General features: G+C 54.0%; 16 protein-coding genes. 10 read left to right on the top strand and 6 right to left on the bottom strand.

The features are described from left to right. Positions 1 to 64: 64 nt before the first annotated feature. The 4 genes from deoC (at position 65) to deoD (ending at position 4,367) form a co-directional block, all read left to right on the top strand. Positions 65 to 844, top strand: a complete 780-nt coding sequence (gene deoC / locus C3D30_RS14395) for a deoxyribose-phosphate aldolase (protein WP_001295412.1) — start codon at positions 65 to 67, stop codon at positions 842 to 844. Between the two features lie 126 nt (positions 845 to 970). After that, positions 971 to 2,293: a thymidine phosphorylase gene (gene deoA, locus C3D30_RS14390; protein WP_000477829.1), complete on the top strand. Its 1,323-nt coding sequence runs from the start codon at positions 971 to 973 to the stop codon at positions 2,291 to 2,293. Between the two features lie 51 nt (positions 2,294 to 2,344). Beyond that, on the top strand, positions 2,345 to 3,568 hold the full coding sequence (gene deoB / locus C3D30_RS14385; protein ID WP_000816471.1) for a phosphopentomutase: 1,224 nt from the start codon (positions 2,345 to 2,347) through the stop codon (positions 3,566 to 3,568). 79 nt (positions 3,569 to 3,647) lie between these two features. After that, a complete protein-coding gene (gene deoD, locus C3D30_RS14380; RefSeq protein WP_000224882.1) occupies positions 3,648 to 4,367 on the top strand; it encodes a purine-nucleoside phosphorylase in 720 nt (239 codons plus the stop codon). 160 nt (positions 4,368 to 4,527) lie between these two features. On the opposite strand, the gene C3D30_RS14375 is transcribed toward deoD, so the two are convergent. The 3 genes from C3D30_RS14375 to C3D30_RS14365 are packed head-to-tail and all read right to left on the bottom strand — an operon-like array spanning position 4,528 to position 6,511. Next, positions 4,528 to 4,791: a helix-turn-helix domain-containing protein gene (locus tag C3D30_RS14375; protein WP_105287028.1), complete on the bottom strand. Its 264-nt coding sequence runs from the start codon at positions 4,789 to 4,791 to the stop codon at positions 4,528 to 4,530. A gap of 31 nt (positions 4,792 to 4,822) precedes the next feature. After that, entirely contained in the window at positions 4,823 to 5,839 is a 1,017-nt protein-coding gene (gene lplA, locus C3D30_RS14370) for a lipoate--protein ligase (RefSeq protein WP_105287027.1), read from the bottom strand. A gap of 27 nt (positions 5,840 to 5,866) precedes the next feature. Next, positions 5,867 to 6,511 carry a YtjB family periplasmic protein gene (locus C3D30_RS14365; RefSeq protein WP_105287026.1) on the bottom strand — a complete coding sequence of 215 codons (645 nt, stop codon included), beginning with the start codon at positions 6,509 to 6,511 and terminating at the stop codon, positions 5,867 to 5,869. Between the two features lie 105 nt (positions 6,512 to 6,616). On the opposite strand from C3D30_RS14365, the gene serB reads away from it, so the two are divergent. From serB to nadR, 3 genes are read left to right on the top strand one after another with little or no spacing between them, the layout of a single operon-like run. Beyond that, complete coding sequence (gene serB, locus C3D30_RS14360; protein ID WP_105287025.1) at positions 6,617 to 7,585, top strand: phosphoserine phosphatase; 969 nt, start codon at positions 6,617 to 6,619, stop codon at positions 7,583 to 7,585. Positions 7,586 to 7,633: 48 nt separating this feature from the next. Continuing rightward, positions 7,634 to 9,016, top strand: coding sequence for a DNA repair protein RadA (radA, locus tag C3D30_RS14355; RefSeq protein WP_001029698.1), 1,383 nt, complete (start codon positions 7,634 to 7,636; stop codon positions 9,014 to 9,016). A gap of 20 nt (positions 9,017 to 9,036) precedes the next feature. Further along, positions 9,037 to 10,269, top strand: coding sequence for a multifunctional transcriptional regulator/nicotinamide-nucleotide adenylyltransferase/ribosylnicotinamide kinase NadR (gene nadR / locus C3D30_RS14350; RefSeq protein ID WP_000093822.1), 1,233 nt, complete (start codon positions 9,037 to 9,039; stop codon positions 10,267 to 10,269). A gap of 234 nt (positions 10,270 to 10,503) precedes the next feature. Here nadR and ettA read toward each other — a convergent pair whose 3' ends face one another. Further along, positions 10,504 to 12,171, bottom strand: coding sequence for an energy-dependent translational throttle protein EttA (ettA, locus tag C3D30_RS14345; RefSeq protein WP_000046759.1), 1,668 nt, complete (start codon positions 12,169 to 12,171; stop codon positions 10,504 to 10,506). A gap of 210 nt (positions 12,172 to 12,381) precedes the next feature. On the opposite strand from ettA, the gene sltY reads away from it, so the two are divergent. Together sltY and trpR are read left to right on the top strand one after the other, a co-directional pair. Beyond that, positions 12,382 to 14,319: a murein transglycosylase gene (sltY, locus tag C3D30_RS14335; RefSeq protein ID WP_105287052.1), complete on the top strand. Its 1,938-nt coding sequence runs from the start codon at positions 12,382 to 12,384 to the stop codon at positions 14,317 to 14,319. Positions 14,320 to 14,408: 89 nt separating this feature from the next. Next, positions 14,409 to 14,735 carry a trp operon repressor gene (gene trpR / locus C3D30_RS14330; RefSeq protein ID WP_000068670.1) on the top strand — a complete coding sequence of 109 codons (327 nt, stop codon included), beginning with the start codon at positions 14,409 to 14,411 and terminating at the stop codon, positions 14,733 to 14,735. Between the two features lie 84 nt (positions 14,736 to 14,819). Here trpR and yjjX read toward each other — a convergent pair whose 3' ends face one another. After that, positions 14,820 to 15,341 (bottom strand): inosine/xanthosine triphosphatase, encoded by a 522-nt coding sequence (gene yjjX, locus C3D30_RS14325; protein WP_000546620.1) that lies wholly within the window; start codon positions 15,339 to 15,341, stop codon positions 14,820 to 14,822. Between the two features lie 51 nt (positions 15,342 to 15,392). Between yjjX and gpmB the strand changes: the two genes are divergently transcribed. Continuing rightward, a complete protein-coding gene (gpmB, locus tag C3D30_RS14320) occupies positions 15,393 to 16,040 on the top strand; it encodes a 2,3-diphosphoglycerate-dependent phosphoglycerate mutase GpmB (RefSeq protein WP_000942335.1) in 648 nt (215 codons plus the stop codon). Here gpmB and robA read toward each other — a convergent pair. After that, positions 16,037 to 16,906, bottom strand: coding sequence for an MDR efflux pump AcrAB transcriptional activator RobA (robA, locus tag C3D30_RS14315; RefSeq protein ID WP_000371672.1), 870 nt, complete (start codon positions 16,904 to 16,906; stop codon positions 16,037 to 16,039). The two genes, gpmB and robA, sit on opposite strands and share 4 nt — an antisense overlap. Between the last annotated feature and the right edge of the window lie 13 nt (positions 16,907 to 16,919).

The following is a 16,919-nucleotide window of genomic DNA, read 5'->3' as shown; positions in this document are numbered from 1 at the left end:
TCGATGTTAGAATACTAACAAACTCGCAAGGTGAATTTTATTGGCGACAAGCCAGGAGAATGAAATGACTGATCTGAAAGCAAGCAGCCTGCGTGCACTGAAATTGATGGACCTGACCACCCTGAATGACGACGACACCGACGAGAAAGTGATCGCCCTGTGTCATCAGGCTAAAACTCCGGTCGGCAATACCGCCGCTATCTGTATCTATCCTCGCTTTATCCCGATTGCTCGCAAGACTCTGAAAGAGCAGGGCACCCCGGAAATCCGTATCGCTACGGTAACCAACTTCCCACACGGTAACGATGACATCGAAATCGCGCTGGCAGAAACCCGTGCGGCAATCGCCTACGGTGCCGATGAAGTTGACGTGGTGTTCCCGTACCGCGCGCTGATGGCGGGCAACGAGCAGGTTGGTTTTGACCTTGTGAAAGCCTGTAAAGAGGCTTGCGCGGCAGCGAATGTACTGCTGAAAGTGATCATCGAAACCGGCGAACTGAAAGACGAAGCGCTGATCCGTAAAGCGTCTGAAATCTCCATCAAAGCGGGCGCTGACTTTATCAAAACCTCCACCGGTAAAGTCGCGGTGAATGCGACGCCTGAAAGCGCGCGCATCATGATGGAAGTCATCCGCGACATGGGCGTAGAAAAAACCGTTGGTTTCAAACCGGCGGGTGGCGTGCGTACTGCGGAAGATGCACAGAAATATCTCGCGATTGCAGATGAACTGTTCGGTGCTGACTGGGCAGATGCACGTCACTATCGCTTTGGCGCTTCCAGCCTGCTGGCAAGCCTGCTGAAAGCTCTGGGCCACGGCGACGGTAAGAGCGCCAGCAGCTACTAAGTAAGATGCTTTACGCCTGATGCGCTGCGCTTATCAGGCCTACGAGACGTATCTACCCGTAGGCCGGATAAGGCGTAGACGCATCCGGCAAAAGCCGCCTCATACTCTTTTCCACGGGAGGTTACCTTGTTTCTCGCACAAGAAATTATTCGTAAAAAACGTGATGGTCATGCGCTGAGCGATGAAGAAATTCGTTTCTTTATCAACGGCATTCGCGACAACACTATCTCCGAAGGGCAAATTGCCGCCCTCGCGATGACCATTTTCTTCCACGATATGACAATGCCGGAGCGTGTCTCGCTGACGATGGCGATGCGAGATTCAGGAACCGTTCTCGACTGGAAAAGCCTGCATCTGAATGGCCCGATTGTTGATAAACACTCCACCGGCGGCGTCGGCGATGTGACTTCGCTGATGTTGGGGCCAATGGTCGCGGCCTGCGGCGGCTATATTCCGATGATCTCCGGTCGTGGCCTCGGTCATACTGGCGGTACGCTCGACAAACTGGAATCAATCCCAGGCTTCGATATCTTCCCGGATGACAACCGTTTCCGCGAAATTATTAAAGATGTCGGCGTGGCAATTATCGGTCAGACCAGCTCACTGGCTCCGGCGGATAAACGTTTCTACGCAACCCGCGATATTACCGCAACAGTGGACTCCATTCCGCTGATCACCGCCTCTATTCTGGCGAAGAAACTTGCGGAAGGTCTGGACGCGCTGGTGATGGACGTGAAAGTGGGTAGCGGCGCGTTTATGCCGACCTACGAACTCTCTGAAGCCCTCGCCGAAGCGATTGTTGGCGTGGCTAACGGCGCTGGCGTGCGCACCACTGCGCTGCTCACCGACATGAATCAGGTGTTGGCCTCCAGTGCCGGTAACGCGGTTGAAGTGCGTGAAGCGGTGCAGTTCTTGACGGGTGAGTATCGTAACCCGCGTCTGTTTGATGTCACGATGGCGCTGTGCGTGGAGATGCTTACCTCCGGCAAACTGGCGAAAGATGACGCCGAAGCGCGCGCGAAATTGCAGGCGGTGCTGGACAACGGTAAAGCGGCAGAAGTCTTTGGTCGTATGGTCGCGGCACAAAAAGGCCCGACTGACTTCGTTGAGAACTACGCGAAGTATCTGCCGACAGCCATGCTGACGAAAGCAGTCTATGCTGATACCGAAGGTTTTGTCAGTGAAATGGATACCCGCGCGCTGGGGATGGCAGTGGTTGCAATGGGCGGCGGTCGCCGTCAGGCATCTGACACCATCGATTATAGCGTCGGCTTTACTGATATGGCGCGTCTGGGCGACCAGGTAGACGGTCAGCGTCCGCTGGCGGTTATCCACGCGAAAGACGAAAACAGCTGGCAGGAAGCGGCGAAAGCGGTGAAAGCGGCAATTAAACTTGCCGATAAAGCCCCAGAAAGCACACCAACTGTCTATCGTCGTATCAGTGAATAATTGTATACTGATCTGATCATTTAAATTTGAAGCACTGAGTACGGAGAACATATGAAACGTGCATTTATTATGGTGCTGGACTCATTCGGCATCGGCGCTACAGAAGATGCAGAACGCTTTGGTGACGTCGGGGCTGACACCCTGGGTCATATCGCAGAAGCTTGTGCTAAAGGCGAAGCTGATAATGGTCGTAAAGGGCCACTGAATCTGCCAAATCTGACCCGTCTGGGGCTGGCGAAAGCACACGAAGGTTCTACCGGTTTCATTCCGGCAGGAATGGACGGCAACGCTGAAGTTATCGGCGCGTACGCATGGGCGCACGAAATGTCATCCGGTAAAGATACCCCGTCTGGTCACTGGGAAATCGCCGGTGTACCGGTTCTGTTTGAGTGGGGATATTTCTCCGATCACGAAAACAGCTTCCCGCAAGAATTGCTGGATAAACTGGTCGAACGCGCTAATCTGCCGGGTTACCTTGGTAACTGCCACTCTTCCGGTACGGTCATCCTGGATCAACTGGGCGAAGAGCACATGAAAACCGGCAAGCCGATTTTCTATACCTCCGCTGACTCAGTGTTCCAGATTGCCTGCCATGAAGAAACCTTTGGCCTGGATAAGCTCTACGAACTGTGCGAAATCGCCCGTGAAGAGCTGACCAACGGCGGCTACAACATCGGTCGCGTTATCGCCCGTCCGTTTATCGGCGACAAAGCCGGTAACTTCCAGCGTACTGGTAACCGTCACGACCTGGCTGTTGAACCGCCAGCACCGACCGTGCTGCAAAAACTGGTTGATGAAAAACACGGCCAGGTGGTTTCTGTCGGTAAAATTGCGGACATCTACGCTAACTGCGGTATCACCAAAAAAGTGAAAGCGACCGGTCTGGACGCGCTGTTTGACGCCACCATTAAAGAGATGAAGGAAGCGGGTGATAACACCATCGTCTTCACCAACTTCGTTGACTTCGACTCTTCCTGGGGCCACCGTCGCGACGTCGCGGGTTATGCTGCGGGTCTGGAACTGTTTGACCGCCGTCTGCCGGAGCTGATGTCACTGCTGCGCGATGACGATATCCTGATCCTCACCGCTGACCACGGTTGTGACCCGACCTGGACTGGTACTGACCACACCCGTGAACACATTCCGGTACTGGTGTATGGCCCGAAAGTAAAACCGGGTTCGCTGGGTCATCGTGAAACCTTCGCGGATATCGGTCAGACTCTGGCAAAATATTTTGGTACTTCTGATATGGAATATGGCAAAGCCATGTTCTGATAATGGGTGCGGCTTGATGCCCTCACCCCGGCCCTCTCCCACAGGGAGAGGGTGAAAACATGTTGATAAGGATAAAACAATGGCTACCCCACACATTAATGCAGAAATGGGCGATTTCGCTGACGTAGTTTTGATGCCAGGCGACCCGCTGCGTGCGAAGTATATTGCTGAAACTTTCCTTGAAGATGTCCGTGAAGTGAACAACGTTCGCGGTATGCTGGGCTTCACCGGTACTTACAAAGGCCGCAAAATTTCCGTAATGGGTCACGGTATGGGTATCCCGTCCTGCTCCATCTACACCAAAGAGCTGATCACCGATTTCGGCGTGAAGAAAATCATCCGCGTGGGTTCCTGTGGTGCTGTTCTGCCGCACGTAAAACTGCGTGACGTGGTGATTGGTATGGGTGCCTGCACCGACTCCAAAGTTAACCGCATCCGTTTTAAAGACCATGACTTTGCCGCTATCGCTGACTTTGACATGGTGCGTAACGCGGTAGACGCGGCTAAAGCTCTGGGCGTTGATGCTCGCGTTGGTAACCTGTTCTCCGCTGATCTGTTCTACTCTCCGGACGGCGAAATGTTCGACGTGATGGAAAAATACGGCATCCTTGGCGTGGAAATGGAAGCCGCTGGCATCTACGGCGTAGCAGCAGAATTTGGTGCGAAAGCCCTGGCTATCTGCACCGTATCTGACCACATCCGCACTCACGAGCAGACCACTGCTGAAGAGCGTCAGACCACCTTCAACGACATGATCAAAATCGCACTGGAATCCGTTCTGCTGGGCGATAAAGAGTAATTGTTTTTCGCTGAAAGGCGATTGTCGTGTTCAGCCGGAGCGGGAGACTGCTCCTGCTTTTTAGTATCTATTCATCAATAGCAACTGATTTATAGATTTACTATTATTTTTCATATGGATAGAAAATAAAATCCATTCAAGTATCTATTCACGAATCTATTCATTTATGTTCAGCCGTCATCCAGGAAGGGCATATCAGCAACTCTGGCGGACAACCATAAATTCTTGCCATTTTGCTTTTGATGTTTGAGCTAAGCCGCTCCGTCTTTTCGATCCGTTTTAGAGAGTTAATCGAGATACCTAACATTTTACTTAATTCAGCAAGCGATAATTTATGCCTGATACGCACAGCGGCTAGCCAGGAAATACGCTGGCTGAACATTAAGTTGATAATCTCCCGCTCCTGGTTTTCCAGAGCGATCATATTTCCTTCCTTGGATATTTTAATCAGCGAGTTACCGTACTGCCCCAGCCATCCACGCCGACAACTCCCGTAGCTCTTTTTCCTGTTCAGGGAAGTCGACCAGCAGAGCTTCGCACTCTTGTTGCAGCATATCTGCGCGGTACAGACAGCCTTGCAGTCGTCCGGCGAGAGCTTCCAGCGGTGCGGGGTTGAGGCTATCGGTAAACACCTGAGCGCGGGTGATATGGCCTTTTTCAACGTCGAAGTGCAGTTCCACTCCGCCCCATGTGAAGCGTTCATCCAGCAGATGCGAAAATGCCGGAGCCTGACCGAAGTTCCACTCCCAGCTACTCTGGCGGGCAAAGGTTTCGGCGAAGTTTGGCAGGTCTGGCGTTTTGTCCGGGGAGATAATTTCCGCTTCTGTGCGCTCGCCATAATGGGCGAAAAAGGCCTCGGTTATAGCCTCGCAAATTTGCTCATGGGTAATTCCCGGTAGCAATTCGGTCAGATTAGTCACGCGGGAACGTACCGAAGTAATGCCTTTCGCCGCCAGTTTCTTTTTATCCGGATTGAGATAGTTTGCCAGGCGGCTAAGGTCGGCATTGAGCAGCAAGGTGCCGTGGTGGAAGCCACGATCTTTGGTTTCGCGATAGGCCGAGCCTGAGACTTTGCGGTCGCCTTCGGTGGTTTTCACCACCAGATCGTTGCGCCCGGAGGCTTCGGCGGTGACGCCGAGCGCGTTCAGCGCATTGAGCACAATCGACGTGGAGATGGTTTTATCGTACTCCGGCTTGCCAGCCATAAAGGTAAAACAGGTATTGCCGAGATCGTGGAACACCGCGCCACCGCCGCTACTGCGCCGCGCCAGTCGGACGTTATCTTCTTCCATCCGCCGGGTATTACACTCTTTCCACGGGTTTTGTGCGCGACCAATCACTACGGTGTCGGCATTGCGCCAGAGAAACAGAACGCGCTGCGTGGCGGGCATCTGGCGAAAAATACATTCCTCAACCGCCAGGTTAAACCACGGGTCGTAAGAGTCAGAAATAAGCAGGCGTAATGTGGACATAACGATTTCCTTTCTTGTAGTAATGGGTCACTCTTTTTTCTCGCTTTCTTCCTCTTCCGGCACCGGTTTGCTGGCGGTTAACAGGAAGGGGGATTGCTGCCAGCGGGTGCGCTTACCCTGCAACAACGTGCGGGTAAGCACCACGCCGATTGCCAGCGAGAGCAGCAACATCAGGCGTAAAATGTTAGTGGTGTTATCCACCTGTTTGGCTTCGGTGGCGAGCGTATGGGTGTCGAGCGTCAGGCGCAGATAGCCGAGCGGACCATTTTTCCCCGCAATCGGTTCGACAATCTGCTGGTTAAAATAGCCGCCCGCTTTTTTACCGTCGAGCGCCAGCCGATCGCGCACTTCGACGCTTTCGCCTGCGCGGGCGATAAGATCGCCTTGCTCGTCATACACGCCCGCGTCGAGGATGCGGCTTTCGTCTGTTAACTGGCTGAGGATTGCCTGAATGCGTTTTTCATCCGGAGAGTCGGTACGCATTAGCGGCGCAACGTTCAGCGTCACCTGACGCGCCAGGGTGCGAGCCAGTTCTTCAAGTTGCGGATTACGCTGTCGCTGGTGGTTTTGACTAAACCATGACGCCCCCTGCATCAGCGCCACTAACAAGGCGAGGCAGAACAGGACAATCACTGCCCGATGCAGCCGGAATTTCAGTTTTGTGCGAGCCATCTTCCACCCTTTGAAAATTTGAGACTTAATGTTGCCAGAAGCAATGGATACAAGGTAGCCTCATGCGTTATTTTCCCTGCTTCGAACGATTTTACAGGAGCCTTAATGCCTAACATTACCTGGTGCGACCTGCCTGAAGATGTCTCTTTATGGCCTGGTCTGCCTCTTTCATTAAGTGGTGATGAAGTGATGCCACTGGATTACCACGCAGGTCGTAGCGGCTGGCTGCTGTATGGTCGTGGGCTGGATAAACAACGTCTGACCCAGTACCAGAGCAAACTGGGCGCGGCGATGGTGATTGTTGCCGCCTGGTGCGTGGAAGATTATCAGGTGATTCGTCTGGCAGGTTCGCTTACCGCGCGGGCTACACGCCTGGCTCATGAAGCACAACTGGATGTCGCGCCGTTGGGGAAAATTCCGCATCTGCGCACCCCTGGTTTGCTGGTGATGGACATGGACTCCACCGCCATCCAGATTGAATGTATTGATGAAATTGCCAAACTGGCCGGAACGGGCGAGATGGTGGCGGAAGTAACCGAACGGGCGATGCGCGGCGAACTTGATTTTACCGCCAGCCTGCGCAGCCGCGTGGCGACGCTGAAAGGCGCTGATGCGAACATTTTGCTTCAGGTACGTGAAAATCTGCCGCTGATGCCAGGCTTAACGCAGCTGGTACTCAAGTTGGAAACGCTGGGCTGGAAAGTGGCGATTGCCTCCGGCGGCTTTACCTTCTTTGCTGAATACCTGCGCGACAAGCTGCGCCTGACCGCCGTAGTAGCCAATGAACTGGAGATCATGGACGGTAAATTTACCGGCAATGTGATCGGCGACATCGTTGACGCGCAATATAAAGCGAAAACCCTGAACCGCCTCGCGCAGGAGTATGAAATCCCGCAGGCGCAGACCGTGGCGATTGGCGATGGTGCCAACGACCTGCCGATGATCAAAGCAGCAGGGCTGGGGATTGCCTACCATGCCAAGCCAAAAGTGAATGAAAAGACGGAAGTCACCATCCGTCACGCTGACCTGATGGGCGTGTTCTGCATCCTCTCCGGCAGCCTGAATCAGAAGTAATTGCACGCCCGCCATCCTGCGGGCAGCACAGCATTAACGAGGTACACCGTGGCAAAAGCTCCAAAACGCGCCTTTGTTTGTAATGAATGCGGGGCAGATTATCCGCGCTGGCAGGGGCAGTGCAGCGCCTGCCATGCCTGGAACACCATCACCGAGGTGCGTCTTGCTGCGTCGCCAACGGTGGCGCGTAACGAGCGTCTCAGTGGCTACGCTGGTAGCGCGGGAGTGGCGAAAGTCCAGAAACTCTCCGATATCAGCCTTGAAGAACTGCCGCGTTTTTCCACCGGATTTAAAGAGTTCGACCGCGTATTAGGCGGCGGGGTGGTGCCGGGAAGCGCCATTTTGATTGGCGGTAACCCAGGGGCGGGGAAATCCACGCTGCTGCTGCAAACGCTGTGCAAACTGGCGCAGCAGATGAAAACGCTGTATGTCACCGGCGAAGAGTCGCTGCAACAGGTGGCGATGCGCGCTCATCGTCTCGGCCTGCCGACTGACAATCTCAATATGCTGTCGGAAACCAGCATCGAACAGATCTGCCTGATTGCCGAAGAAGAGCAGCCGAAGCTGATGGTGATCGACTCCATCCAGGTGATGCATATGGCGGATGTTCAGTCTTCGCCTGGCAGCGTGGCGCAGGTGCGTGAAACAGCGGCTTATCTGACACGATTCGCTAAAACGCGCGGCGTGGCGATTGTCATGGTCGGGCACGTAACCAAAGATGGCTCGCTGGCTGGTCCGAAAGTGCTGGAACACTGTATTGACTGTTCGGTGCTGCTGGACGGCGACGCCGACTCCCGTTTTCGCACCTTACGCAGCCATAAAAACCGCTTCGGCGCGGTGAATGAGCTGGGCGTATTCGCGATGACCGAACAGGGACTGCGTGAAGTCAGCAATCCTTCGGCAATCTTCTTAAGCCGTGGCGATGAAGTGACCTCTGGCAGTTCAGTGATGGTGGTATGGGAAGGGACGCGCCCGCTGCTGGTGGAGATTCAGGCGCTGGTCGATCACTCGATGATGGCGAACCCACGCCGCGTGGCGGTCGGGCTGGAACAAAACCGTCTGGCGATCCTGCTGGCGGTGCTGCACCGTCACGGCGGTCTGCAAATGGCCGATCAGGATGTCTTTGTGAACGTGGTCGGCGGCGTGAAGGTAACGGAAACCAGCGCCGACTTAGCGTTACTGCTGGCGATGGTTTCCAGCCTGCGCGACAGGCCGCTGCCGCAGGATCTGGTGGTGTTTGGCGAAGTGGGGCTGGCAGGGGAGATCCGCCCGGTGCCCAGCGGTCAGGAACGAATCTCTGAAGCGGCGAAACACGGTTTTCGCCGGGCGATTGTTCCTGCGGCCAACGTGCCGAAAAAAGCGCCGGAAGGGATGCAGATTTTTGGCGTTAAGAAACTCTCCGACGCGCTTAGCGTGTTCGACGACTTATAATGAGAGATACGGAGGGAGATATGTCGTCATTTGATTACCTGAAAACCGCTATTAAGCAACAAGGCTGCACGTTACAGCAGGTTGCTGATGCCAGCGGTATGACCAAAGGGTATTTAAGCCAGTTACTGAATGCCAAAATCAAAAGCCCCAGCGCACAAAAGCTGGAGGCGTTGCACCGTTTTTTGGGGCTTGAATTTCCCCGGCAGAAGAAAACCATTGGTGTCGTATTCGGTAAGTTCTACCCGCTGCATACCGGACATATCTACCTTATCCAGCGCGCCTGTAGCCAGGTTGACGAGCTGCATATCATTATGGGCTTTGACGATACTCGCGACCGCGCGTTGTTTGAAGACAGCGCCATGTCGCAGCAGCCCACGGTGCCGGATCGTCTGCGCTGGTTATTGCAAACCTTTAAATATCAGAAAAATATCCGCATTCATGCTTTCAACGAAGAGGGCATGGAGCCGTATCCGCACGGCTGGGACGTGTGGAGCAACGGCATCAAAAATTTTATGGCCGAAAAAGGCATTCAGCCGGATTTGATCTACACCTCGGAAGAGACCGACGCACCACAGTACCTGGAACATCTGGGGATCGAAACGGTGCTTGTCGATCCGAAACGCACCTTTATGAGTATCAGCGGAGCGCAGATCCGTGAAAACCCGTTCCGCTACTGGGAATATATTCCTACGGAAGTGAAACCGTTCTTTGTGCGTACCGTGGCGATCCTCGGCGGCGAGTCGAGTGGTAAATCCACCCTGGTAAACAAACTCGCCAATATCTTCAACACCACCAGTGCGTGGGAGTTTGGTCGTGATTATGTCTTTTCGCACCTCGGTGGCGATGAGATTGCGTTGCAGTATTCCGACTACGATAAAATTGCGCTGGGTCACGCGCAATATATTGATTTTGCGGTGAAATATGCCAATAAAGTGGCGTTTATCGACACTGATTTTGTGACAACTCAGGCGTTCTGCAAAAAGTACGAAGGGCGTGAGCATCCGTTCGTGCAGGCGCTGATCGATGAATACCGTTTTGATCTGGTGATCTTGCTGGAGAACAACACGCCGTGGGTGGCAGATGGTTTACGCAGCCTCGGCAGTTCGGTGGATCGTAAAGAGTTCCAGAATTTGCTGGTGGAGATGCTGGAAGAGAACAATATCGAATTTGTGCGGGTTGAAGAGGACGATTACGACAGCCGTTTCCTGCGCTGCGTGGAGCTGGTGCGGGAGATGATGGGGGAGCAGGGTTAAGACCCAATGCCTGATGCGACGCTGACGCGTCTTATCAGGCCTACTGTTTTGCAACCTATTGAAATCACTGGGCTTGTAGGCCGGATAAGGCGTTCACGCCGCATCCGGCATTCGGAGTCCAATGCCTGATGCGACGCTGACGCGTCTTATCAGGCCTACTGTTTCGCAACGTATTGAAATCGCTGGACTTGTAGGCCGGATAAGGCGTTCACGCCGCATCCGGCATTTTACGCATTACTTCGCAATACGCTTGTACTTGATACGCTTCGGCTCCAGCGCGTCTGCGCCCAGCGTGCGTTTCTTATACTCTTCGTACTCGGTAAAGTTACCTTCGAAGAACTCAACTTTACCTTCATCCTGATAATCCAGAATGTGCGTCGCGATACGGTCGAGGAACCAACGGTCGTGCGAGATAACCATCGCGCAGCCCGGGAACTCCAGCAGGGCGTTTTCCAGCGCGCGCAGGGTTTCGATATCCAGGTCGTTGGTCGGTTCGTCGAGCAGCAGCATGTTGCCGCCAACCTGCAGCAGCTTCGCCAGATGCAGACGACCGCGCTCACCACCGGAGAGTTCGCCAACGCGTTTACCCTGATCAACCCCTTTAAAGTTAAAGCGGCCAACGTAGGCGCGGCTTGGCATCTCGGTGTTGCCAATCTTCATGATATCCAGCCCGCCGGAAACTTCTTCCCAAACGGTTTTGCTGTTATCCATTGAGTCACGGAACTGATCAACCGATGCCAGTTTCACCGTTTCACCTAAAGTGATGGTGCCGCTGTCCGGCTGTTCCTGACCAGAGATCATACGGAACAGGGTTGATTTACCCGCGCCGTTCGGACCGATGATCCCGACGATCGCCCCTTTCGGGATCGAGAAGCTCAGGTTATCAATCAGCAGGCGATCGCCGTAGGATTTACGCAGGTTGCTGACTTCCAGCACTTTATCGCCCAGACGCGGTCCAGGTGGAATAAACAGTTCGTTGGTTTCGTTACGTTTCTGATATTCGGTGTTGTTCAGCTCCTCAAAGCGCGCCAGACGTGCTTTACCTTTCGACTGACGGCCTTTAGTCCCCTGACGTACCCACTCCAGCTCTTTTTCAATCGACTTACGACGTGCTGCTTCTTGCGAAGCTTCCTGCGCCAGACGCTGATCTTTCTGCTCCAGCCAGGAGGAGTAGTTACCTTCCCACGGAATACCTTCGCCACGGTCAAGTTCGAGGATCCAGCCCGCAACGTTATCGAGGAAGTAACGGTCGTGGGTAATCGCCACAACGGTGCCTTCGAAGTCGTGCAGGAAGCGTTCCAGCCACGCTACGGATTCGGCATCCAGGTGGTTAGTTGGTTCGTCGAGCAGCAGCATGTCTGGTTTTTCCAGCAGCAGGCGGCACAATGCCACGCGACGACGCTCACCACCGGAGAGGTTAGCGATTTTCGCCTCCCAGTCTGGCAGACGCAGCGCATCCGCCGCACGCTCCAGTTGCACATTCAGGTTATGACCGTCGTGAGCCTGAATGATCTCTTCCAGACGACCCTGTTCAGCGGCCAGCTTGTCAAAATCGGCATCCGGATCGGCGTATAACGCATACACTTCATCCAGACGTTTCAGGGCGTTAACCACTTCAGAGACCGCTTCTTCAATGGACTCACGCACGGTGTGTTCCGGGTTCAGCTGCGGTTCCTGCGGCAGATAACCAATCTTGATATCCGGCTGCGGACGCGCTTCACCTTCGATATCTTTATCGATGCCCGCCATAATGCGCAGCAGGGTGGACTTACCGGCGCCGTTCAGACCCAGGACGCCGATTTTTGCCCCAGGGAAGAAACTCAGAGAGATGTTTTTCAAAATATGACGTTTCGGCGGAACAACTTTGCCGACACGATGCATGGTATAAACGAATTGAGCCACGTTGGACTTCGCCTCTATGTTTATCGTGATGATGAGTTTTCAAAGGCGAAGTGTAGCCTGTTTCCTTATCTAATCCCAGCCGGTCGATCACCCTCCCGATAAAAGTAAAAAAGTGTCCATAACGTGGCGCAAACGGCAATGACTGGTTAGCATAAATCTATTAGGCGGCAAGATGCTGCATTGATGTATTTACACTTAGAGGATGCGCTTGTGGAAAAAGCCAAACAAGTTACCTGGCGGCTGTTGGCTGCCGGTGTCTGTCTGCTGACGGTCAGCAGCGTGGCGCGAGCCGACTCACTGGATGAGCAGCGTAGCCGTTACGCGCAAATCAAGCAGGCCTGGGATAATCGACAAATGGATGTGGTCGAACAAATGATGCCATCCCTGAAGGATTATCCACTTTATCCCTACCTGGAATACCGCCAGATCACCGATGATCTGATGAATCAACCAGCGGTCACGGTCACTAACTTTGTTCGCGCTAACCCAACGCTTCCTCCGGCTCGCGCACTACAATCTCGTTTCGTCAATGAGCTGGCGCGGCGTGAAGACTGGCGTGGCTTGTTAGCTTTTAGCCCGGAAAAACCAGGGACTACCGAAGCGCAATGTAATTACTACTATGCGAAATGGAACACCGGGCAGAGCGAAGAAGCCTGGCAGGGGGCGAAAGAGCTGTGGCTAACCGGCAAGAGCCAGCCTAACGCTTGCGATAAGTTGTTTAGCGTCTGGCGCGCGTCCGGTAAGCAAGAGCCACTGGCTTATTTAGAGCGTATCCGCCTGGCGATGAAAGCGGGCAATACCGGATTAGTGACGGTACTCGCAGGTCAGATGCCTGCCGATTATCAAACTATCGCCTCGGCGATTATTTCTCTGGCGAACGATCCCAATACAGTGCTGACCTTCGCGCGTACTACCGGAGCGACTGATTTTACCCGCCAGATGGCAGCGGTGGCGTTTGCCAGCGTGGCGCGCCAGGATGCAGAAAACGCACGACTGATGATCCCGTCGCTTGCCCAGGCGCAGCAGCTTAATGAAGATCAGATTCAGGAGCTACGCGATATCGTCGCCTGGCGTCTGATGGGCAATGACGTCACCGACGAGCAGGCGAAATGGCGCGATGACGCAATTATGCGTTCGCAATCCACGTCGTTAATTGAACGACGCGTGCGGATGGCGCTTGGCACTGGCGACCGTTCTGGCCTGAATACCTGGCTGGCACGCTTGCCAATGGAAGCGAAAGAGAAAGATGAATGGCGCTACTGGCAAGCGGATTTACTGCTGGAACGCGGTCGTGAAGCGGAAGCAAAAGAGATTTTGCATCAACTCATGCAACAGCGTGGTTTCTACCCGATGGTTGCTGCACAGCGGATCGGCGAAGAGTATGAGCTGAAGATTGATAAAGCGCCGCAGAATATCGACAGTGCTCTGACTCAGGGGCCGGAGATGGCGCGCGTGCGCGAGTTGATGTACTGGAATCTCGATAACACCGCGCGTAGCGAGTGGGCCAATCTGGTGAAGAGCAAGTCAAAAACAGAGCAGGCACAGCTGGCGCGGTATGCTTTCAACAACCAATGGTGGGATCTTAGCGTTCAGGCGACGATCGCCGGGAAACTGTGGGATCATCTGGAAGAGCGATTCCCGCTGGCCTACAACGATCTTTTCAAACGCTACACCAGTGGCAAAGATATCCCGCAAAGCTATGCAATGGCGATTGCTCGCCAGGAGAGCGCCTGGAATCCGAAAGTGAAGTCGCCGGTAGGCGCCAGCGGTCTGATGCAGATTATGCCGGGCACAGCGACCCATACGGTGAAAATGTTCTCAATTCCAGGTTACAGCAGCCCAGGACAATTGCTGGATCCGGAAACGAACATCAACATTGGCACCAGTTACCTGCAATATGTTTATCAGCAGTTTGGTAATAACCGCATTTTCTCATCGGCAGCCTATAACGCTGGACCAGGACGGGTACGCACCTGGCTTGGCAACAGCGCCGGGCGTATCGACGCTGTGGCATTTGTCGAGAGTATTCCGTTCTCCGAGACGCGCGGTTATGTGAAGAACGTGCTGGCTTATGACGCGTATTATCGCTATTTCATGGGCGATAAACCGATGCTTTTGAGCGCCACAGAATGGGGGCGTCGTTACTGAACCGCCCGTTTATGATATGCTATCGTACTCTTTTGCGAGTACAACCGGGGGAGGCATTTTGCTTCCCCCGCTAACAATGGCGACACACTATGGCTCAACAATCACCCTATTCAGCAGCGATGGCAGAACAGCGTCACCAGGAGTGGTTACGTTTTGTTGACCTGCTTAAGAATGCCTACGAAAACGATCTCCATTTACCGCTGTTAAACCTGATGCTGACGCCGGATGAGCGCGAAGCGTTGGGGACTCGCGTGCGTATCGTAGAAGAGTTGTTGCGCGGTGAAATGAGCCAGCGTGAGTTAAAAAACGAACTCGGCGCGGGCATTGCGACCATTACTCGTGGATCGAACAGCCTGAAAGCCGCACCCGTCGAGTTGCGCCAGTGGCTGGAAGAAGTGCTGCTGAAAAGCGATTGATTTTGTAGGCCTGATAAGACGCGTCAGCGTCGCATCAGGCATTGCGCACCGAATGCCGGATGCGTCGTGAACGCCTTCTCCGTCCTACAATGGCTGATACACCGCATTATGAAACGGACTCAGCGCCAGGATCACCGCCTGGTGATAGACGCTGGTGCGGGTGAGTTTCCCGGCGGTAAACACGCCGATTGCTCCTTCTTTACGACCAATCTCATCAATGCCGGTATAGCGCGACATCACGGGGCCAAGCGCCTCACCTTCACGCACTTTCTCCAGAATCACCGCAGGCAACGGCAAAGTTGCTGAACGCGCTTCACCACGCTGGCTGGCGTTTTCAATCACCACCCAACTGAAGGTGCTGTCACCATCAATACCCGCTTCAATCGCTACCCAAAAATCAGCCTCTGGGCGTAAATGACGGGAATTTGCTACCCGATTTCGTGCGCCAGCGCGCGTTTCCTCACTGCCAAAGGGCTGTTCCGGTACGCCGCTCTCGACGGCAACGGACTCAATGTGGCAGGATCCTTCGCCGAAGATCTCGTGAAATGCCTGCAGAATGGCCTGAATTTTAGCGGGATTGGTGGTCGCACAGACAACATGGTGCATAATCAGGATTACTCACAAAATTAACGTTAAAGCAGTATACGGAAAAAAAGCATGTTACAGGTATACCTTGTCCGCCACGGTGAAACCCAGTGGAACGCCGAGCGACGTATTCAGGGCCAGTCTGACAGCCCGCTGACTGCAAAAGGTGAGCAACAGGCAATGCAGGTGGCGAACCGTGCCAAAGAGCTTGGCATTACGCATATCATCAGTAGTGATTTAGGCCGCACCCGGCGTACGGCGGAAATTATCGCCCAGGCTTGTGGTTGTGACATCATCTTTGATTCCCGCTTGCGTGAGTTAAATATGGGCGTGCTGGAGAAAAGACACATTGACTCTCTGACTGAAGAAGAAGAGAACTGGCGTCGTCAGCTCGTCAATGGCACCGTTGACGGGCGTATTCCTGAAGGCGAGTCGATGCAGGAACTTAGCGATCGCGTTAACGCAGCACTGGAATCTTGTCGGGATTTACCACCGGGAAGTCGACCGCTGCTGGTGAGCCACGGTATTGCGCTGGGATGCCTGGTGAGTACCATTCTGGGCTTACCGGCATGGGCAGAACGACGCTTACGTCTGCGTAACTGTTCTATTTCGCGCGTGGATTATCAGGAAAGCCTGTGGCTGGCATCTGGCTGGGTCGTTGAAACAGCAGGGGACATCTCGCATCTGGACGCCCCTGCATTAGACGAGCTACAGCGTTAACGACGTATCGGAATAAGCAGCTCGCAGCGCAGATTAATTGGGCGATCTCCCGCTTTGGCATCTTCTGCCGGGTAGTATCGCTCAATATCCTGGCCTTTACGGCGAGTCAGGTTGAGCATCGGCATACAGGTTCCGTATACCGTCAGAATAAACTCCTGCACGCCGGTTCCCAGACCTTCGTAGGTAAACATCACATAGTCGCCGCCCTGCAACAGCACCGGATGCCCGGTCAGTACATAGCCGTCGGCTTGATCCCGAGCCAGAGCCGTGGTGTAAAACACTTCTTGCTCGTCGTCTTTATCCTGGCTTGGACGCGTTTCGTTCAAACCGTAAAGCACTGGCGGAATGGTTGGCGAGTTACCGAGAAAATCGTGCCAGAACTGGTAGCGCATTTCATGGCGGAAATCAGAGATTTGCTCCAGCGAGCAGGAGTAGCTCTGGGTAACACCAATCAGCGGCGTATCTTCCAGGGTGACAAATTTGTGCTCTGGCATGGTAAATTCACCCAGACGTAGCGGCGGGCGAATACCAAAGGCGCTCCATTCAGGAGAACGGCGGTAAAGTGCGGGAGTCTGGGCAAACTGCTTCTTGAATGCGCGGGTAAATGTCTGTTGAGAGTCGAAGCGGTATTGCAGCGCGATATCCAGAATCGGACGCGCAGTCAGGCGTAGTGCGACCGCCGATTTCGACAAACGACGAGCACGAATATACGCGCCAATAGCATGGCCAGTGACATCTTTAAACATTCTCTGTAAGTGCCACTTGGAATAACCTGCTTTCGCCGCTACATTGTCGAGCGACAGGGGCTGATCCAGATGACCTTCCAGCCAGATTAAAAGGTCGCGAATAATGCCGGCCTGATCCATAAAATATCCTCAT

Source organism: Escherichia sp. MOD1-EC5433 (assembly GCF_002966005.1).
GTDB classification, from domain to species: Bacteria; Pseudomonadota; Gammaproteobacteria; order Enterobacterales; family Enterobacteriaceae; genus Escherichia; species Escherichia ruysiae.
This window is presented reverse-complemented; position numbering and strand designations above follow the sequence as displayed.